Here is a 19741-nt window from a genome sequence, read left to right as displayed (position 1 = left end):
GCCGCGCGGGGCCGGTAACATTTGGCTAATCGCGCCTGATCCATTACATTGAACGGGCGAACAGGAAACGATGGAGGAGAGGCCGTGAATATCCAGCCCCCCAAAGACAGTGATGAAGCCAAGCGCCAGAAGGCCGAGGAAGCGTTGGAGACCTTGCGCGACTGGGCCAAATCGGTCAGCGCGATCGAGGTGGCGCAACTGGACCCTGCCATTGCCCGTTTGTTACCGGAGAACGAGGTGGCCAATTATCCAGCGCTGGCACGGGCCTACCCCGAGGAATTTACCGTGGACGAGGCTTACAAAGCCTCGCTGCCTGATTTGCAGAACGGGCCGGAAAGCCTGATCAAAGGGGCCAAACGGCATATCCAGCATGTGGGCATTTCCAATTTCCGCCTGCCGATCCGGTTCCATTCCCGCGATGGCGGCGATTTGCGGCTGGAAACATCCGTCACCGGCACGGTCAGCCTCCAGGCCGGCAAGAAGGGCATCAACATGTCGCGCATCATGCGCACCTTTTATACCCACGCCGAAAAGACCTTTAGCTTTGATGTGATCGAAGCGGCGCTGAATGATTACAAGACCGATCTGGACAGCTTTGACGCCCGCATCCAGATGCGGTTTTCCTTTCCGGTGAAACTGCCCTCTTTGCGGTCGGGGCTGGAGGGGTATCAATATTATGATATCGCGCTGGAGTTGGTCGAGAAGAAAGGAAAAATAGTCAAAATCATACATCTTGACTATGTATACTCGTCCACTTGCCCCTGTTCGCTTGAACTTTCCGAACATGCCCGTCAAACGCGCGGGCAATTGGCCACGCCACATTCGCAACGCTCGGTGGCGCGGATTTCGGTGCAGATGTCGCAGCCTGAATCGGGGCGTACGAACTGTCTGTGGTTCGAGGATCTGATCGATATTTGCCGTGCCGCAGTGCCGACCGAAACACAGGTGATGGTCAAGCGCGAGGATGAACAGGCTTTTGCCGAACTGAACGCGGCCAACCCGATTTTCGTCGAGGACGCCGCGCGGCTGTTCTTTCAGGGGTTGCAGGCCGATTCACGCATCGAGGATTTCCGCGTGATCGCCAGCCATCAGGAAAGTCTGCACAGCCACGATGCCGTGTCGATCGTAACCGAAGGGGATACTTTTGTTTCCGACAGTCTGGACCCCAAACTGTTCAACACGCTGTTCCATGTCGGGTAAGCAGCGGGTAAATCCGCTTGACAGTTTCACCCCGCCCCGCCAAGCCTTGGCCTTATGTTTGATCTGCGTCCAGTAGGGTTTGTCATCGGCCAGTTGGTTGCCGCGCTCGGGGTGACCATGCTGATCCCGATGGCGACCGACATCCTCTATCAGAACGGGCATTGGCGGGTCTTCCTTGAAAGCGCGATTATCACGGTGTTGCTGGGCGGCATGGTTGCGCTGGCATCGGCCAACCGGTCGCACAAGGGGTTGACCATCCAGCAAACCTTTTTGCTGACCACCGGAGTCTGGCTGGTATTGCCGATATTCGGAGCATTGCCGTTCATATTCGGCGAACCGCACGCCCGCGTGGTCGATGCGTTTTTCGAGGCCATGTCCGCCCTGACCACGACAGGGTCAACGGTGTTCAGCGGGCTGGATGACCTGCCGCAGGGGGTGTTGCTGTGGCGGTCCATGATGCAGTGGTTCGGCGGCATCGGGATTATTGTTGTGGCAATGGTTTTCCTGCCCGAGCTGCGGATCGGCGGGATGCAGATTTTCCGGTCCGAAGCCTTTGATACAATGGGGAAAATATTGCCCCGCGCGGCCGAGATTTCGGCCCGGATTTCGTCAATCTATCTGGGCCTGACAATCGCGTGCTTTCTGGCCTATTCGGCATTCGGCCTGCCCGGGTTCATGGCGCTGAACCATGCGCTGACCACCATGTCCACCGGCGGGTTTTCAACGCATGATGCCTCGTTCGGGGAATATCAGGGCGCGCCGGAATATGTGGCCTCGGTGTTCATGATTCTGGCCAGCCTGCCCTTTGTGCGCTATGTGCAGCTGGTGGGTGGTTCAATGCGTCCGCTGTTGCTGGACAGCCAGATACGGACCTATTTCTGGACCATCGCGACACTGGTCGTGTCTTTGACGCTTTACCGCATTCTGGCCAATGGTGACCACTATGAACATGCCTTTCGCGAGGCCACGTTTAACGTCACCTCGATCATTTCGGGCACGGGCTATGCCAGCGTGGACTACCAGCTTTGGGGGCCGTTGCCGGTGGTGATGTTTTTCTTCATCGGCCTTATTGGCGGGTGCGCGGGGTCAACCGCCTGTTCGGTGAAAATATTCCGCTACCAGTTGCTGTTCGGGGCGATCCGGGCACAGATTGCCAGAATCCATTTGCCACACGGAATGTTCGCGCTCCGCTATCAGGGCAGGGCTGTTTCCGAAGATGTTATTTCCTCGGTCATGGCGTTCTTCTGGATGTTCATTGTCACGATCGGGGTTTTGTCGGTTTTACTGGGGCTGACAGGGCTGGATTTTGTCACCTCGGTTTCGGGGGCAGCCACGGCGATTGCCAATATCGGCCCCGGTCTGGGCGAGATTATCGGGCCGGCGGGGAATTTCGCACCGCTGAATGATACGGCGAAATGGCTGCTGGCGATTGGAATGCTGATCGGGCGTCTGGAACTGTTGGTGGTTTTCACTATTCTGACAGTGAGATTTTGGAGAGGATAAGTGATGAGCAAACGACCACTTGGCGCGAATATTTCCCACATGCTAAAGGCGCGCGGGGTTGATGTGATTTTCGGCATTCCCGGGGTGCATAATATTGAACTGTATCGCGGCATTGAAGAGGCGGGGATCACCCATGTTTTACCGCGTCACGAACAGGGGGCCGGTTTCATGGCCGATGGCTATGCCCGCGCCACCGGCAAGCCGGGGGTGGCCTATGTGATCACCGGTCCGGGCCTGTGCAATATCATGACGGCGATGGGGCAGGCCTATTCGGATTCGGTGCCGATGCTGGTGGTATCCTCGTGCCTTGAAACCAAGGATCGCCATATCGGGCGGGGCCGCCTGCATGAAATGCGCGATCAGGAGGGGGCGGCGGCAACGGTGTGTGACTGGTCCGTCACAGCCCCCGATGCGCCCGCTGCCTACCGGCTGATCGACAAGGCCTTTGCCGAGTTTTCCGCCACCCGCGCCCGTCCGAAACACATTCAGGTGCCGATTGATGTGCTGGGCGCACCGGCCGATCCGGCGCCGGATCAACCCATCACCCCCGCCAAACCCGTTGCCCGCCCCGAGGATGTGGCAGCGGCGGCGGAATGGCTGCTGGGGGCACGGCGGCCGCTGTTTATCTTTGGCGGGGGGGCTGCGCCGGGGTTCGAGGCCGCGCGCAAGCTGGTGCGGCTGACGCGGGCGGCCACCATGTGCAGCTTTGCCGGCCGCGGCATCATCGCGCCGGACTATCCGCTGAATTACGGCCCCTGTCTGGCCCGTGGCGACAGTGTTGCGGAACTGGCCAAGGCCGATCTGGTGTTGTGCATCGGAACCGAGTTGTCTGAGACCGACATCTGGCGCGATCAGTTGGGCTATGACGCGCCGATGATCCGCGTTGATATTGATGCCCATTCGTTGGCCGATGACCATGTGGCGGATCTGCCGATCATGGGGGATGCGGCGACTTTCCTGTCGGATCTGTGTGATCTGGTCGAGGGGCATAATGTTACCAGCGACTGGATGGCAAAAGAGGTGGCCGATGCAAAGGCGGCTTTCTTTGCCGAGACCGACGCGGCCCGTCAGGGGATTGCGCCGATCTGTGCGGCAATGGAACAGGTGTTGCCCAAGGGCACGCTGATCTATTCGGACATGACGCAATTTGCCTATGTTTCCAAGGAATTATACCCGCTGGACCGCCCTAAACTGTGGCATCACCCTTACGGTTTTGGCACGCTGGGCTATGCGCTGCCTGCGGCGATTGGCGGCAAGATCGGCAAACCGGGCACGCCGGTGGTGGCGATTGCGGGGGACTACGGGTTTCATTACACCATGCAGGAATTGGGCGTGGCGGTGGAACTGGGGTTAAGCCTGCCGATTATCCTGTGGGACAATGGCAAGCTGAAGGAAATCGAGGACAGCATGATCGCCAGCCAAATCGCGCCCAATGCGGTCGTGGCACAGAACCCCGACTTTTGCGCCTTGGCGCGGGCCTTCGGGGCAGGGGCAGAGAAGCCGGAAACACCCGAGGGTTTCAAACAGGCATTGCAGGCGGCGTTAAAGGCCGATGGCCCAACGCTGATCCATGTGATGCCGGACTGTTTTCTTTGAAAGAAAACAGACGAAATCTTTGCAAGATTTCGGGGGCTAGCGTTGTTCCATAGCCAGCCGCAGGCCAAGTGCGACAAGGATTGCGCCAAGGCTGCGGTCCAGCCACAGGCCGAATTTGGGGGACGAGCGCAGTTTGTTCGTCAGCCTTTCGCCTGCCAGTATCAGCGGCGGTTCGATAAAGGCTGCAACCACGATGATCAGGCTGCCGTGCAGGAACAGTTGCGCCCAGACAGGACCGGCATCCGGCACCACGAATTGCGGCAGAAACGCCAGAAAGAAAATCGCCACCTTGGGGTTCAGCAATGCCACAACCACGCCCTGACGGTAGATCGGCATCAGTTTCGCGCTGCCTTTGATCCCTTCGGCAATAAATCCGCTGCCGTCCGAGCGTAGCGCCTGAATACCCAGCCAGATCAGATAGGCCGCACCGACCCATTTCACCACTGAAAACGCCATAGCCGAGGTTGCCAGAATTACTGACAACCCTGCCGCCGCCATCAGCACATGGCCAAAGGCACCGGTCCATATTCCCGCCATCGCGGCAAAGCCGGTTTTGCGCCCGCCACGCACGGTTTGCCCCAATATAAAGGCAATGTCGGGGCCGGGGGCCAGGTTTAGAACAACAGCTGCGGTCAGAAAGCCGGTCCAGTGCAGCAGGGTGTAATCGAACATTTGAAATTCCTTAGTTCCAGCAACTGACCAGCACCGTCATATCGGTGCCAAGAATGGTCAGATCCTCGGCGGCCATTGGGCCGCCGGGTTGCGAGGCCGATATGGTCACGCCGTTCTCCGCCAGAACCTCGCCCATCGCCTGTGCGCTGATGGCAAAGCTTACCTCGTCGGGCAGGCGCTGGCCGTTGGCCTGCACCTTGGGCAGCAACATGCCCAACACGCTGCCGCTCATGTCCAGAACCGGCCCGCCGACATCGCCATCCTGTGCATACAGCGCAAGGCGGCGCAGTTCCTTTTCGCCACGAAGGCCGCGAATATCGGCCAAAGTGCCAAAGGTCATTGTGGCGGCGCCCAAGGCACCCTCGTAGGGGTAACCGGCCACGGCAATTTCGGATTTGATACGCGGAATGGCGGTGCGGAAATTGGCGAATGTATCGGGCGACAGGTTTTCAGCCGGTGTCAGCAGGGCAATGCCCAGCCCTTCGTCGATAAAGGAAACCGTAGCATCATGGGTATCATCCAGCGAGACGCGCTTGCAATTCAGCACCGCTTCGGATGTGGTCAGCACACGCCCGCCAGCATCCACATAGAACCCCGAACGCGATATGGCGGGTTTGCGAATTTCCAGGCCTGCCAGAAGGTCGATCCGCTGGTCCTCGTCCGGTTGGCCCATCATGTCGTCCAGCGCCACATCGCTGAAGGGGGCAAAGCTGGATTTCATTTCATCAATCACCCGCATCCGGCGTTTTTCATCGCCGGTGGGCCAGATTACGGTAAAGCCTTTGATCATCCCGTTTTTGTGGGTGGCATAGGTGTAGGAAACGATGCTGTCATTCATGCCGGTCAGCTCGAAACTGTTTTTGCCACGTTCGCGCGGGCCTTCGGTGGGCACGATTTCAAGCGTCTGCATGATGTCATACAACCCGTAAAGCGATGCCTGATCACCGTATTGCGAGATCAGCAGGATCCGCACACCGCTGTCGCCTTTGGAATTGTAATGCACAAATGGCGGCTCGTATTTGGCAAATTCGACCAGAGCCTTTGGCATGTTGACCTCGATCCCGGCAGCATCATCGCGCACGGGGGCCATGCCGATACCGGCCAGAACTGCGTTGTAACTGTCGATCAGCTCGTTGCGTTGCAGGGTGGTCAGAACGCCTGTTACTTCGTATCCCATCGCCTCTTGATAGGCGGCCATCGAGCGGCGGGTGCCCTTGCCGAATGCGCCGTCGATCGCGGTGGTATAGAACCCTTCCCATTGCAGGGCGGTTTGCAGCAATTTGCGTTCGTCTTTTGTCAGCAAGGCTTCGGAACGGCGCGCCTGTCGCGGGGTTTCGTCGGCAGGTGGCGGCGGGGTAACGATGGTCGGGGCATCCGCCACAACATCCGGTGTTTGCGGCTGGACCGGTGGCTGATCAAGGGTATTGGCGCCGATTGGCCAGAATTGCTGTCTGTAGGATCGCCCGTCGGAAATGAAACTGTCTTGCGGGATCAGGTTCTCGCGCTTCAGGGTTTCCAGCGTCGAAATGGCGCCCTCGGGCGTATATGGTCCCAGCGCAATCGCATACCAGCCGCGCCCGACGGAAAATCCGGTGACATTGTCGAACACGCCGGCATAGGCGCGGGCGCGGTCCTGGCCTTCGCGCAGGCTGGGCTGGGCTTCGATCTGGACCCAGGCGGATTGCTGGGCGTTGGCCACACCGGAAAATGCGGTGAAAATTGTGAAAATTACCAATACAAAAAACTGTCTCATAGTCCCCCTTGGTCGCACGTGCTTAACAAATGTGCGATTCATTTCCTTTTCATTAGCGGTAACAGTTTTGTTTTGCACCCCAAAACTGTGTGATTTTACAGGGCATATGTTCCCTGTGTCCCCGAAACCATGCTAGCAATGCGCAACCAAAGGATGCCGGTATGACTGATACACTTGACCCTGAAAACTGGACCGATACCCGCGCCGCCGCGCACCGGATGCTTGATGCCGCGCTGGACAGTATCGGGAACGCCACGAACGGGCCGGTCTGGCAGCCCTTGCCCGATGATCTGAAGGCGGCATTGCAAGTGCCGTTGCCGCAGCAGGGCGCAGGGGTGACGGCGATGCAGGCACAGGCGCAAACCCTGTTGCCCTATGGCGTTGGCAACACCCATCCGCGGTTCTTTGGCTGGGTGCACGGGGCAGGGACGGCCAGCGGGTTGATCGCCGATATTGCCGCCAGTGCGATGAACGCCAATCTGGGCGGGCGGGATCACGGTGCAATCTATGTGGAAAAGCAGGTGGTGGATTGGGTGCGGCAGATGTTCGGTTTCGCGGATGCGGCCAGCGGGCTGGTGGTGTCGGGCACGTCGATGGCCACGGTGATTGCACTGAAGGTTGCGCGGGAGGCCGCGCTGGGGCTGACGGTGCGTAGCGAAGGCGTGGGTGCGCACCGGCTGGTTGGCTATGCGTCCTCGCAGGCGCATAACTGCGTGGCGCGGGCGTTTGATTTGCTGGGGCTGGGGGCAGGGGCCTTGCGTCCGGTTCCGGTCAACGGGGCCTATGAAATGGACCTGTCTGCGCTGGCCGAAATGATTGCGCAAGACCGCGCGGAGGGTTTGCAGCCGTTTCTGGTGGTGGGCACGGCGGGCAGTGTCAATGTCGGGGCGTTTGACGATCTGAAGGCCTTGGCCGATCTGGCAGAAAAGCAGGACATGTGGTTCCATGTGGACGGAGCCTTTGGGGCGGCGGGGGTATTGTCCGAAACCCTGCGCCCCCGCCTGAAAGGGATTGAGCGGGCGGATTCGCTGGCGTTTGATTTCCACAAATGGCTGCATGTGAATTATGACGCGGGGTTTGTGTTGCTGCGGGACGGCGCGGCGCATCTGGCCGCGTTTTCCAGCCGCCCCGATTACCTGCAAGCCGCCAAACGCGGCCTTGCGGCAGGCAACCCGTGGCCGGTGGAATACGGGCCGGAACTGTCGCGCGGGTTTCGGGCGCTGAAAATCTGGGCGCAACTGGTCGAGCATGGCACTGACAAGTTGGGCGCGATGATAACTAAGAACTGCGCACAGGCGCGCTATCTGGCGCGGCTGGTGCAGGACCATCCCGCGTTAACCCTGTTGGCACCGGTGGCCAGCAGCATCGTTTGCTTTCGATACGGGGACAGCGATGCGGTGAACGGGGAAATCGTGATGCAGTTGCAGGAAAGCGGCATCGCCGCGCCCTCGGTCACCACGCTGGACGGGCAAACGGCGATCCGCGTGAACATCACCAACCACCGCACCCGCAATTCCGATCTGGATCTGTTGGTGGAGGAAGTGGTGCGGCTGGGCGAGGCCCTGACCTGACCCGTTGTCGCAAATCTTCAAGATTTACGCGGGCAGGACGGGTAAGGTTGGGCGCACACAATTTGGAGCCAGTATTATGATTTTCCGCTACACTATTCTGTATGTTCAAGACGTCAAAGCCACGCTTGATTTTTTCAACGCCGCCTTTGGCCTGAAAACCGCCTTTCTACATGAAAGCGGCGATTATGGCGAATTGGACACGGGGCAGACCAAACTGGCCGTGTCGTCAATTGAACTGATGCAGCAACTGGGCAAATCACCGGCGACAAAACCCGTCACCAACCCGTCCTTTGAAATAGCCTTTGAAACGGATGATGTCGCGGGGGCTTTGGCCAAAGCCGTGCGGGCGGGGGCCAAACAGGTGCAGGAGGTTCAGGAAATGCCGTGGGGCCAGACCACCGCCTATGTGCGCCTGCCCGAAGGGATACTGGTTGAAATCTGCACCGAGGTTCAGGCGCCGTAACCTGCCGCGAAATTCCGGGTCAGCCACCCCACATCAGCGTGTATCCGGTGGGGGGTAGCGCCGAACCAGTGCCGAAACTCGCGTGTCATATGCGCCTGATCGGCATAGCCCGCGTCACAGGCCAGATCGGCCAGCGTCCCCGTGTGGCCCAGTCGCGCAACCGCTTGTCGGGCGCGGGCCAGCCGTAGCCAGAACACCGGCGCTTGCCCTGTTTCGCGTTTCAGCAGCCGTTGCAGGCTGCGCAGGCGTACACCTAGCATGGCCGCTGCTTTGTTCACCGAGGGCACGCCCGAGGCCAGACAGGCCAGGGACTCGGCCACTTGCGGCAGCGGGGTTGTGAAATCATGCAGGCGGGTGATGATGGATACATCGTCCAGCCCGTCGCGCAGGCTGGCCAGCAACCCGTCCACATCAATCCGCACGCCGGGGTGTAGGCGAAACCCGTTGAAATGATCACCCGCGCGGACAGGCACCTGATCGCACTCTGTCGCCAGACCGGTCACAAAACATTGCGGTCGCGCGCCCTTGCCACGCCGGATGACCAGATCACGGCAGCCATCGGGCAGCACCGTGGTGACATCCCGTCGGGGCGCGTTGAATTCCCAGTGTTCCAGAAGGACGGGCGGTTGCGCAAAAGTGCCATACGGTTTGCAGACAGAAATCATACGCAAACCATACAGCTGTTTTCGCCGCTATCCCAGCATATCCTTGACCATCGGCCCGACCTTGCCGAAATCCATCCGGCCCATGTAATTGGCTTTCAATTCGCCCATCACCTTGCCCATGTCGCGGATTGATTCTGCACCCACCTTGGCAATCGCGGCTTTCACCGCCTCGGCGGTCTCGTCAGCACTCAGTTGTTTGGGCAGGAAATCCTCGATGATCTTGATTTCGGCCAGTTCCTTTTCCGCCAGTTCCAGCCGCGCGCCTTCTTCATAGGCTTTGGCACTTTCGTGGCGCTGTTTGACCATTTTCCCAAGGATCGCAAGCACTTCGTCATTGGTCGCGCCATCATCGTTGCCATCGCCCCGCAGGGCAATATCGCGATCCTTGATCGCCGCATTGATCAGGCGCAAGGTGGACAGGCGTTCGGTGTCTTTGGCGCGCATCGCGTCTTTCAATGCGTCCGCTATTCTGTGTCGTAGGTCCATCCGGTTTCCTCATCCCCTAGGTGCCGAAAATATCAAGACCACCAGATTACCCCGACAGCCCGGCCATGACAACCGCGCATCATATTGCTAAAGCATTGATTTTGAACAATAAGTCAAATTTCCTTTCCGCTTGACCGCAATTGCGCCGCGCCATAGGTTCCGCTAGATTTGTGCAAAGGAGTCGCCCCATGCCTGCCGCAACCAGTAAAATTGACACCCCCAAACCCACCGCCTGCCTTGCGCTTGCCGATGGCACGCTGTTCTACGGCACGGGGTTTGGCGCGATTGGGGATTGCGAGGCCGAGCTGTGCTTCAACACCGCGATGACCGGCTATCAGGAAATCATGACCGACCCGTCCTATGCCGGCCAGATCGTCACCTTTACCTTCCCGCATATCGGCAACACCGGGGTGACCCCGGAAGACGACGAAACCGCCGATCCGGTGGCCGAAGGCATCGTGGTGAAATGGGACCCGACCGAGCCGTCGAACTGGCGCGCCACGGGGGATTTGCGCGACTGGATGGAAAAACGCGGGCGCATCGGCATCGGCGGCATTGACACCCGCCGCCTGACCCGCGCGATCCGCCAGCAGGGCGCGCCGCATGTGGCGATCTCGCATGATCCCGAGGGGAATTTCGACATCGAGTCACTGGTGGCCAAAGCACGGGCGTTCAAAGGGCTTGAGGGGCTTGATCTGGCCAAAACCGTGACCTGTGCACAGTCCTATACATGGGATGAAATGCGCTGGGCGTGGCCGGATGGCTACTCCAGAAGGACCGGCAAGGGGCACAAGGTGGTTGCTGTGGATTTCGGCGCGAAACGCAACATCCTGCGTTCGCTAGCCTCGGCCGGTTGCGATGTGATCGTGTTGCCCGCCACCGCCACCGCCGACGAGGTTCTGGCCCATAACCCCGAAGGTGTGTTCCTGTCCAACGGTCCCGGTGATCCGGCCGCGACGGGCGAATATGCCGTGCCGATGATCAAGGGTATTCTGGCCGCCGGTATTCCGGTGTTCGGGATCTGTCTGGGGCACCAGATGCTGGCACTGGCGCTGGGGGCGAATACGATCAAGATGAACCACGGCCACCACGGCGCGAACCATCCGGTCAAGGACAAGGATACCGGCAAGGTCGAGATCACCTCGATGAACCACGGCTTTACGGTGGATGCGCAAACCCTGCCCGACGGTGTTGTCGAAACCCATGTTTCCCTGTTTGACGGCTCGAACTGCGGTATCCGCATGGTGGATCGTCCGGTGTTTTCAGTGCAATACCACCCCGAAGCCAGTCCCGGCCCGATGGACAGTTACTATTTGTTCGAGCGGTTTGTTGACGCAATGGCGACAAACTCCTGAAAAAACAGTTAAGTTAACCACCTGTTAACCAGGATTGCCGGATGGTGACACAAATTAACTTTGTGTGACCCGAATTTATGCAATCCATCCACCGATCCAACGTTCTGGCCTTTCCGCGCCAGCAGCCCCGCCCGCAGGACCAACCTGCGGCGCAGGCACAGCGGGTGCCGGTTGGATCATTGCTGGTGCAGTCCGGTGCATTGCGGCAGGATGATCTGCTAAAGGCGGTGGCGCTGCGCAATCGCGAGGATGCCTTGCTGGGGCAAATACTGGTCAGCCACGGTATGATTTCCGAGGCTGATCTCTATGGCGCGCTGGCACAGCAATTCGGGATCAGATTGGCGGATTTGCAGCAAACCCTGCCGAATCCGCGCCTGAAGGATGTGATTGATCCCGCGCTCTGTCTGAAGGAAAAAATCGTACCGTGGCAGGATGTTGGCGGCGCTACTGTATTCGCCACTGCCCGCCCGGACCGGTTTGAACAATTGCGCAAGGACTTCCCGCCGGAACTGGGCAAGGTGCTGATGGCGGTCGCGCCTGCGCAGGACATCGACAAGGCGCTGAGTGATCTGCACCGCGACCGGCTGGTGGATAAGGCCGAAACGCTGGTGCCCGAAACCGAAAGCTGCCGCACATGGGATGCGGGAAAAATGACCCGCTATACCGCTGCCCTTGCCCTTGTGCTGCTGGCTTGCGTATTGTTGGCACCCACCGCCAGTTTCACGGCCCTTTGTGGCGTGGCGATCCTGACCCTGCTGTTCAATACGGGCCTGAAACTGGCCACATCCATCAGCCAGATCCGCCCCTACATCCGCCGCCACCACAGCAAAACCCCTCCGCCCCCGCCGCGCACCGAAAGTTTCCGTTTGCCCAGCGTGTCGATCATGGTGCCGCTGTTCAGGGAACGCGAGGTCGCAAACCGCCTGATCACCCGCCTGAAACGCCTGAACTACCCGAAGGAGCTGCTGGACATCTGTCTGGTGGTCGAGGCCGATGATGACACCACCCGCGAAACCCTGCGCCGCACCCACCTGCCGCATTGGGTGCGCGTGACCGAAGTGCCCGCCGGCACCGTGCGCACCAAACCGCGGGCGATGAATTACGCGCTGGATTTCTGCCGTGGCACGATCATCGGGGTTTATGACGCCGAAGACGCGCCGCACCCAGACCAGATTCACCAGATCGTGCGCCGGTTCCATGAACGCGGGTCGCAGGTGGCCTGTTTGCAAGGGCTGCTGGATTTCTACAATCCGCGCACCAACTGGCTGTCGCGCTGTTTCACGGTGGAATACAACACCTGGTTTCGCATGTTCCTGCCGGGGCTGGAGCGGCTGGGCTTTGCCGTTCCGCTGGGTGGCACCACGTTGTTTTTCCGCCGCGATGCGCTGGAAAAACTGGGCGGCTGGGACGCCCACAATGTGACCGAAGACGCCGATTTGGGCATCCGTCTGGCGCGGCATGGCTACCGCACCGAAATTGTGCATACCGTGACCGAGGAAGAGGCCAACTGTCGCCCCGTGCCGTGGATCAAACAGCGGTCGCGCTGGTTAAAGGGGTTTGCGATGACATGGGCGGTGCATATGCGCAACCCTTTGAAATTATATCGTGATCTGGGCGCGCGAAAATTTCTGGGTGTGCAGATCCTGTTCCTTGGCACATGGTTTCAGGCACTGCTGGCCCCGCTGTTGTGGTCTTTCTGGCTGATCCCGCTGGGGCTGGGCCATCCGATGCTGGCCGTGGTGCCAGCACCTGCGTTGATGACCCTTGGCGCAACCTTTCTGCTGGCCGAGGCCATCACCATATCCGTCAGCGCCTTTGCCGTGTCAGACAAGAAACACCGCTATCTGATCCCCTGGGTGCCGACACTGCATTTCTATTATCCGCTGGGCACATTGGCGGCTTACAAGGCGTTTTACGAATTGCTGACCCGTCCGTTTTATTGGGACAAAACCAGCCACGGCATTTTCAAACGCACCGAGGCGCTGGAAACGCCCTAAAGGATATCCGAGAACTCCGGCTGACCGGCGTCCAACTCCAGACGGGTTTCAAACGCCTTGGAAATATGGGTTTTCAGCGACGCATAGGCCGCATCGCCATCGCCGTTTTCAATCGCTGTGACAATCGCGTCATGTTCGGCCAATGACCCTTCGCCGCGTCCCTCGACCGCCAGCGATGTGGTGGCCAGCAGCGCCATCGTGCGATGCACAAGGTCCAGTTGCAGCACCAGATAACGGTTGTGCGAGGCCAGATGGATCTGTTTGTGAAACCGCCGGTTTGCCCGCGACAAGGCTTCGGGGTCGTCCACCAGCTTGCGGTCATCCTCGACCATCTTGCGCAAAACGCGCACCTCTTCCGGCGCCGCGTGCTGGGCCGCCAGACGGGCCGCCAGCCCCTCCAGTTCGGAGCGCACCGCGTATAGTTCCGCCAGTTGGTTATGATCCAGCGAGGCCACAATCAGGCTACGCCCGTCGCGGATCAGAAGGGCCTGCGTTTCCAGCCGTTGCAGCGCCTCGCGGATCGGGGTGCGCGAAACGCCGAACCGTTCGGCCAGCTCGCTTTCTACCAGCCGGCTGCCGGGTTTGTAGACCCCCACATCAATCGCTTCAAGGATCAGCCCGTAGGCGTCTTTGTTCTGGGGCCGTATTTCACTCATTGCCTGTCTCCGAAACTGATTGCACGCACCCTAATCCGGCGTGACCCGATCAATCAAGCAAATGCGTTGAAACATCGCCCGCCGCGCCCTATTGATGGGCACATGGTTGCCAAACGTTTCTCACATGTTCGCCACTGGGTCTTTGATCTGGACAACACGCTGTATCATCCCGGCGCGCGTCTGTTCGACCAGATCGAGGTGAAGATGACCGAATATGTGATGCAGTCCCTGAACGTGGACCGCACAAAGGCCGATCATCTGCGCCGTCATTACTGGCACACCTACGGCACCACGCTGGCGGGTCTGATGCGTGAACATGATGTCGACCCCACGCCTTATCTGACCCATGTGCATGAAATCTCGCTGGAGCATCTGGAGCGGGACGACGCATTGGCCGCCGCCATCCGTGCCCTGCCGGGGCGCAAGATTGTTTATACCAATGGCTCGGCCCCTTATGGTGAACGGGTGCTAGAGGCGCGCGGGTTGGCGGGGGTGTTTGACGCGGTCTACGGGGTAGAGCATGCGGGGTTTCACCCCAAACCGGACCGTGCGGCGTTTGAAACGGTGTTTGCAACAGACGGGGTGGACCCGAAAACCGGCGCGATGTTCGAGGATGACACCCGCAATCTGGCTGTGCCGCATGATATGGGGATGCAATGCGTCCATGTTGCGCCGGACCCCGCTAAACCGGCCCCGCATATCCACCATCACACCGATGATCTGACGGATTTCCTTCAAACCCTGCGTAAATAGATGCGTCAATTTGGCGCTGCGCGAAAATACGCATCGTATCTTTACCCTTTCCGCGTCATATACCGCAGCCAGAGCGCAAACAGGAGAATCCCGATGGACATGAGCCAACACCCCGCGGCAGCGGACGATACATTTGAAACTGTAACTAAAAAAGACGTGGCCGAAAAACGGGCGACAAACCTGACTTATGCAGCGATTGTTGCCATCCTTGGCGGCTGGGCCACTTCCAGCGCATTGTTCGGCCTTGCCGGTTTTATCTTTCCTGCTGTGGCTGCTGTTCCAGTGATCTTTGTAATCATGGTGTTGCTGACACTGGGCTGAGCAAAGAATCTGTGGTGTTTGAGGTGCTGCATGAATGCAGGATCATGCCGCAGATTGCTGTTTGGCAATAATACATGAATAATCGGTTACAGGCTGCTAACGGGTTTTTCGGGTAATCCGGGGATGCCCAAGCGGACCAATGGCTTTTCGGGGCAAGGCAGGCTATATGAAAACGCAAGTGCGTTATGGAGCCTGCCAACGGGGGGGGATTATGCCAGACCCGAAACCGAAAATAGGTATTGCACTGGGCAGCGGTGGTGCCCGGGGCTGGATACATGTCGGCGTTTTACAAGCCCTGAAAGACGAAGGGTTCGAGCCGGATATCGTCGCCGGATGTTCAATGGGCGCGTTGGTCGGGGCCGCTTTTGCGGCTGGGTGGCTGGACGAATTGGAAGAATGGGCCGTTAGTATCACCCGCCGCGATATTGTTCGGCTGCTGGATATCAACCTGTTGAATGGGGGGTTGATTGACGGATCTCGTGTCATTGATGTTTTGCGAGGCTTCAAAGGGGATGCTCTTATCCAAGAGCTGGAAAAACCCTATATGGCCATCGCCAGTAATCTGACGACCGGGCGGGAAGTATGGCTAAGAGACGGGTCGGTTTTCGATGCGGTCCGGGCCTCGGTTTCGATCCCCGGTTTCTTGCGGCCGTATAACCTGAACGGCCAATGGTTGGTTGATGGCGGGTTGACCAATCCGGTTCCGGTATCGGCATGCCGTGCGCTGGGGGCAGATTTTATCATAGCCGTTAACCCCGACGCGAACATTCTGAAATACATTCATGAAGGCAACAACAAGAAAACCAAACCCGATCACCCGGATGGATCCTATTCGGCGCTTATGGATCGGATGCTTGAAACCGTTCCGCCCGCAGTCAAAGAACGGATCAGGGCCATGACCCCCGGTTTCCTGAATGCGGATGCAAAGCCCCTGAGTTATATGGCGGTGCTGTCGTCCTCGATTGACATTATGACGGGCCAGATTATGCGAAGCCGGCTGGCTGGCGAGCCACCGCATATCATACTGGACCCGCAACTTGGCCCATTTGGCACGATAGAATTCAATCGCGCAGCCGAAGCGATTGCCGAAGGGCGCAGAATTGTGCAAGAAGCCCTGCCATTTTTACATCGGCAGCTTGGGTGAGCGCTAATGGTGGCCCTTTCCTGCCGGTTTACAGAACCTGATCCAGCGCCGCCGTCAATCGCGCCACGCTGGCATCGACATCATACAGTTTGTCCAGCCCGAACAGGCCCAGCCGGAAGGATTTGTAATCCGGCCCCTCGTCGCACATCAGCGGCACGCCTGCGGCAATCTGCACGCCCAGGGCGGCGAATTTCTTGCCGGTCTGCACCTCGGGATCATCGGTATAGCTGACCACCACCCCCGGTGCGCCAAACCCTTCGGCCGCGACCGATTTGATGCCGCGGTCGGCCAGAAGTGCCCGCACGCGGTTGCCCTGCTCCCATTGCGCATCGCGCAGCTTGTCAAAGCCGTAGTCGCGGGTTTCCAGCATGGTGTCGCGGAACGCCTTTAGCGCATCCGTGGGCATGGTGGCGTGATAGGCGTGGCCGCCACCTGTATAGGCCTCCATGATGGTCAGCCATTTGCCCAGATCCAGCGCGAAACTGGTGGACTGGGTTTCCTTGACCCGCGCGTGGGCTGTGTCATTCAGCATCACCAGACCGGCGGACGGCTGCGCCGACCAGCCCTTTTGCGGCGCAGAGATCAGCACATCGACACCGGTTTTCTTCATATCCACCCAGGCACAACCCGAGGCGATGCAATCCAGCACGAACAAGCCGCCGTATTCATGCACGGCTGCACTGACGGCCTTCAGGTAATCATCCGGCAGGATGATGCCCGAGGCGGTTTCCACATGCGGGGCAAAGACCACATCGGGGCGCTCTTCCCTGATCTTGGCCACCACCTCGTCAATCGGGGCAGGGGCAAAGGGGGCGTCTGTTGCATTGCCGACCCGCCGTGCCGTCATCACGGTTTCGCTGGCCGGTATCTGGCCCATCTCGAAAATCTGCGACCAGCGGAAGGAAAAGAACCCGTTGCGCACCACAAGGGCCTTTTTGCCGGTTGCCAACTGCCGCGCCACAGATTCCATCGCATAGGTGCCGCCACCGGGCACGACGACCACATGATCGGCGTTGTAAACATCCCCAAGCGTGGTGGAAATATCGCGCATCACCTGTTGAAAGGTCGCTGACATGTGGTTTAGCGAGCGGTCGGTGAAGACCACCGAGAATTCAAGCATGCCATCGGGGTCTACATCGGGCAGAAGGGCTGTCATGGGGTTTCCTTTGGTTGTTTATGATCTTGTTACCGCGCCAGGGAAGGCTTGGCAAAACCTATCTGCCCTTTGCGCCGCAGTCCCGCACCTGATGCGGGACCTTCTGCAATGACCAAGAGGCCCCGCATCAAGTGCGGGACAGCATGGCTCTACCCCAATGGTCCCGGCCTGCGTTCTTCGCTTAATAACACATTCGCCTCGACATCGCCAACGCCGGGCAATGTCATGATCCGGCGGCGCAAGACGCGCTCAAAATCGGTAATGTCGCGGGCCACCACCCGCAGGCGGTAGTCATACATGCCCAGCACATGCTGCACCCGCTGGACCTCGGGGATGGCCGTGACGGCGCGTTCGAAATCCTCTAGTGACACGCGGCCCTTGGTGGCCAGTTTCACCCCCAGAAACACCGTTACACCAAAGCCCACGGCCGCAGCATCCAGCACCACGCGGCGGCCCTTTATGATACCGGCGTCCTGCAACCGCTTGATGCGCCGCCATGTAGCGGGCTGGCTTAGGCCGAACCGCCGGCCCAAAGCACCGGCGCTGGTGGTGGCGTCTTTGGCAAGAGCGCGCAGCAGGTTGCGATCGGTTTCGTCGAGAGAAAAAGACATCAAGATACTCCGTCGCAGATAAAGAAACGAGGGCAGCGCCCGACCCTGGGTGGGCGTGCAATAGGTTTGCGAGGCGGAACGGTGCCGTTAATAACCGGTAATTTTATTTGGTGTGACGTTGCAAAAGCGCCCTCCCGTGGGGAGGGTCGGGCGCTGCCCAGCTGTGCCGCCGGGCAAAAGAATTGAACCCGTATCATACCGGCAGCACCTCGCCCGATTTGATTGTGGCGATCTGCATCAACGCCTCGATATCGGCGATATGCGGCAGGGTCAGGATGCGGGTGCGGTACAGGTCCTGATAATGCGCCATGTCGCGGGCCAGCACGTTCAGGCGCACATCGACACGGCCAAGGAATGTCTGGATCTCGATCACTTCGGGCACCTTGCGGGCCTCGGTCAGGAATTCGTCAAAGGCTTCGCGGCGGGTCTTGTCCAGAGTAAAACGCAAGGACACCTCGACCGCATAGCCTAGCGCGCGCCAGTTGATCACCGCCTCTTGCCCCAACAGCACCCCGCCGGCGCGCAGTTTTTCCAGCCGCCGCCAGCAGACAGCCGCACTGACCCCCGCCTTGGTCGCCAGTTCGGCGGTGGGCAGCTCGGGATCGGCCTGCATGTGGCGCAGGATGCGGCGGTCAGTGTCATCAAGCATGATATTTTCTATAATATCCTGAAAAGAGAATGATTATTCTCCATTATCAGGAAAACAGATCACAATAAACCACCTTATTCACCAAAACCCGCGTATCACACCCTTAATCCAACCCGATGCAAACAAAAGGATGATACTTATGCGCGTTTATTATGACCGCGATTGCGATGTGAACCTGATCAAGGACATGAAAGTGGCGATTCTGGGCTATGGCTCGCAGGGGCACGCCCATGCCCTGAACCTGCGTGATTCCGGCGCGAAAAACGTCGTTGTCGCCCTGCGCGAAGGGTCGGCCAGTGCCGCCAAAGCCGAAGGCGAAGGCCTGAAGGTTATGGGCATTAGCGAGGCCGCCGCATGGTGTGACCTGATCATGTTCACCATGCCCGACGAATTGCAGGCTGATACATATAACAAATACGTGCGTGACAATCTGAAAGATGGCGCGGCGATTGCTTTTGCCCACGGTCTGAACGTGCACTTTGGTCTGATCGAACCAAAGCCGACATTTGACGTGATCATGATGGCCCCCAAAGGCCCCGGCCATACCGTGCGCGGCGAATACACCAAAGGCGGCGGTGTGCCCTGTCTGGTGGCTGTTGATCAGGATGCTTCCGGCAAGGCGCTGGAAATCGGCCTGTCCTATTGCTCGGCCATCGGCGGCGGACGGTCCGGCATCATTGAAACCAACTTCCGCGAGGAATGCGAAACCGATCTGTTCGGGGAACAGGCGGTTCTGTGCGGTGGTCTGGTTGAACTGATCCGCATGGGGTTCGAAACACTGGTCGAGGCCGGTTACGCACCGGAAATGGCCTATTTCGAATGCCTGCACGAAGTGAAACTGATCGTCGATCTGATCTATGAAGGCGGCATCGCCAACATGAACTATTCCATCAGCAACACGGCGGAATACGGCGAATATGTTTCCGGTCCGCGCATCCTGCCCTATGACGAAACAAAGGCACGGATGAAGGCGGTTCTGACCGATATCCAGAATGGCAAATTCGTGCGTGACTTCATGCTGGAAAATTCTGTTGGCCAGCCGTCATTCAAGGCAACGCGCCGTCTGAATGACGAACACCAGATCGAACAGATCGGTGAAAAACTGCGTGATATGATGCCATGGATTTCGGCCGGTAAAATGGTTGACAAAGCCAAGAACTAAGCGTCTTTTCCACATCTTACCAAAGGCG

General features: G+C 58.9%; 19 protein-coding genes. 11 read left to right on the top strand and 8 right to left on the bottom strand.

Features of this window, described 5'->3' with window-relative positions; all coding sequences use genetic code 11:
- The first annotated feature begins 84 nt into the window (after positions 1 to 84).
- Genes folE2 through BAR1_RS13645 form a run of 3 tightly spaced genes read left to right on the top strand, consistent with a single transcriptional unit; the run spans position 85 to position 4299 of the window.
- Positions 85 to 1200, top strand: coding sequence for a GTP cyclohydrolase FolE2 (folE2, locus tag BAR1_RS13655; RefSeq protein WP_194295008.1), 1116 nt, complete (start codon positions 85 to 87; stop codon positions 1198 to 1200).
- 54 nt (positions 1201 to 1254) lie between these two features.
- Positions 1255 to 2703, top strand: coding sequence for a TrkH family potassium uptake protein (locus BAR1_RS13650; RefSeq protein WP_118943533.1), 1449 nt, complete (start codon positions 1255 to 1257; stop codon positions 2701 to 2703).
- 3 nt (positions 2704 to 2706) lie between these two features.
- Positions 2707 to 4299: a 5-guanidino-2-oxopentanoate decarboxylase gene (locus BAR1_RS13645; RefSeq protein ID WP_118943532.1), complete on the top strand. Its 1593-nt coding sequence runs from the start codon at positions 2707 to 2709 to the stop codon at positions 4297 to 4299.
- A 36-nt stretch (positions 4300 to 4335) separates the two neighbouring features.
- Here BAR1_RS13645 and BAR1_RS13640 read toward each other — a convergent pair whose 3' ends face one another.
- On the bottom strand, positions 4336 to 4971 hold the full coding sequence (locus tag BAR1_RS13640) for a LysE family translocator (protein ID WP_118943531.1): 636 nt from the start codon (positions 4969 to 4971) through the stop codon (positions 4336 to 4338).
- Positions 4972 to 4981: 10 nt separating this feature from the next.
- Positions 4982 to 6724: a serine protease gene (locus tag BAR1_RS13635; protein ID WP_118943530.1), complete on the bottom strand. Its 1743-nt coding sequence runs from the start codon at positions 6722 to 6724 to the stop codon at positions 4982 to 4984.
- A 161-nt stretch (positions 6725 to 6885) separates the two neighbouring features.
- On the opposite strand from BAR1_RS13635, the gene BAR1_RS13630 reads away from it, so the two are divergent.
- Together BAR1_RS13630 and BAR1_RS13625 are read left to right on the top strand one after the other, a co-directional pair.
- Positions 6886 to 8295, top strand: a complete 1410-nt coding sequence (locus BAR1_RS13630; RefSeq protein ID WP_118943529.1) for a pyridoxal phosphate-dependent decarboxylase family protein — start codon at positions 6886 to 6888, stop codon at positions 8293 to 8295.
- A gap of 76 nt (positions 8296 to 8371) precedes the next feature.
- On the top strand, positions 8372 to 8758 hold the full coding sequence (locus BAR1_RS13625) for a VOC family protein (RefSeq protein WP_118943528.1): 387 nt from the start codon (positions 8372 to 8374) through the stop codon (positions 8756 to 8758).
- On the opposite strand, the gene BAR1_RS13620 is transcribed toward BAR1_RS13625, so the two are convergent.
- Positions 8746 to 9423, bottom strand: a complete 678-nt coding sequence (locus tag BAR1_RS13620) for a helix-turn-helix domain-containing protein (protein WP_118943527.1) — start codon at positions 9421 to 9423, stop codon at positions 8746 to 8748. The two genes, BAR1_RS13625 and BAR1_RS13620, sit on opposite strands and share 13 nt — an antisense overlap.
- Before the next feature lie 27 nt (positions 9424 to 9450).
- A complete protein-coding gene (locus BAR1_RS13615; RefSeq protein WP_118943526.1) occupies positions 9451 to 9909 on the bottom strand; it encodes a GatB/YqeY domain-containing protein in 459 nt (152 codons plus the stop codon).
- A 188-nt stretch (positions 9910 to 10097) separates the two neighbouring features.
- Here BAR1_RS13615 and carA point away from each other — a divergent pair, with 188 nt between their 5' ends.
- Positions 10098 to 11264 (top strand): glutamine-hydrolyzing carbamoyl-phosphate synthase small subunit, encoded by a 1167-nt coding sequence (gene carA, locus BAR1_RS13610; RefSeq protein ID WP_118943525.1) that lies wholly within the window; start codon positions 10098 to 10100, stop codon positions 11262 to 11264.
- 77 nt (positions 11265 to 11341) lie between these two features.
- Positions 11342 to 13261, top strand: a complete 1920-nt coding sequence (locus BAR1_RS13605; protein WP_118943524.1) for a glycosyltransferase — start codon at positions 11342 to 11344, stop codon at positions 13259 to 13261.
- Here BAR1_RS13605 and BAR1_RS13600 read toward each other — a convergent pair.
- Positions 13258 to 13917, bottom strand: a complete 660-nt coding sequence (locus tag BAR1_RS13600; RefSeq protein ID WP_118943523.1) for a GntR family transcriptional regulator — start codon at positions 13915 to 13917, stop codon at positions 13258 to 13260. The two genes, BAR1_RS13605 and BAR1_RS13600, sit on opposite strands and share 4 nt — an antisense overlap.
- Positions 13918 to 14019: 102 nt before the next feature.
- On the opposite strand from BAR1_RS13600, the gene BAR1_RS13595 reads away from it, so the two are divergent.
- The 3 genes from BAR1_RS13595 to BAR1_RS13585 all read left to right on the top strand — a co-directional run bounded on the left by BAR1_RS13595 (position 14020) and on the right by BAR1_RS13585 (position 16135).
- On the top strand, positions 14020 to 14670 hold the full coding sequence (locus BAR1_RS13595) for a pyrimidine 5'-nucleotidase (RefSeq protein ID WP_118943522.1): 651 nt from the start codon (positions 14020 to 14022) through the stop codon (positions 14668 to 14670).
- A gap of 93 nt (positions 14671 to 14763) precedes the next feature.
- The gene (locus tag BAR1_RS13590; RefSeq protein WP_118943521.1) at positions 14764 to 14991 is read left to right on the top strand and encodes a hypothetical protein; all 228 of its coding nucleotides are present in this window, start codon (positions 14764 to 14766) and stop codon (positions 14989 to 14991) included.
- Positions 14992 to 15202: 211 nt separating this feature from the next.
- Positions 15203 to 16135, top strand: a complete 933-nt coding sequence (locus BAR1_RS13585) for a patatin-like phospholipase family protein (protein ID WP_162891792.1) — start codon at positions 15203 to 15205, stop codon at positions 16133 to 16135.
- 28 nt (positions 16136 to 16163) lie between these two features.
- On the opposite strand, the gene BAR1_RS13580 is transcribed toward BAR1_RS13585, so the two are convergent.
- The 3 genes from BAR1_RS13580 to BAR1_RS13570 form a co-directional block, all read right to left on the bottom strand.
- A complete protein-coding gene (locus tag BAR1_RS13580; RefSeq protein WP_118943519.1) occupies positions 16164 to 17291 on the bottom strand; it encodes an aminotransferase class V-fold PLP-dependent enzyme in 1128 nt (375 codons plus the stop codon).
- Positions 17292 to 17440: 149 nt separating this feature from the next.
- Positions 17441 to 17902, bottom strand: a complete 462-nt coding sequence (locus tag BAR1_RS13575; RefSeq protein ID WP_118943518.1) for an Lrp/AsnC family transcriptional regulator — start codon at positions 17900 to 17902, stop codon at positions 17441 to 17443.
- Positions 17903 to 18095: 193 nt separating this feature from the next.
- Positions 18096 to 18551, bottom strand: a complete 456-nt coding sequence (locus BAR1_RS13570; RefSeq protein ID WP_118943517.1) for an Lrp/AsnC family transcriptional regulator — start codon at positions 18549 to 18551, stop codon at positions 18096 to 18098.
- Between the two features lie 139 nt (positions 18552 to 18690).
- On the opposite strand from BAR1_RS13570, the gene ilvC reads away from it, so the two are divergent.
- The gene (gene ilvC / locus BAR1_RS13565; protein WP_118943516.1) at positions 18691 to 19713 is read left to right on the top strand and encodes a ketol-acid reductoisomerase; all 1023 of its coding nucleotides are present in this window, start codon (positions 18691 to 18693) and stop codon (positions 19711 to 19713) included.
- Positions 19714 to 19741 lie beyond the last annotated feature (28 nt).

It is taken from the genome of Profundibacter amoris, assembly GCF_003544895.1.
Taxonomy (GTDB): Bacteria; Pseudomonadota; Alphaproteobacteria; order Rhodobacterales; family Rhodobacteraceae; genus Profundibacter; species Profundibacter amoris.
The sequence above is the reverse complement of the archived record's forward strand: the minus strand, read 5'-3'. Positions and strand labels throughout refer to the sequence as shown.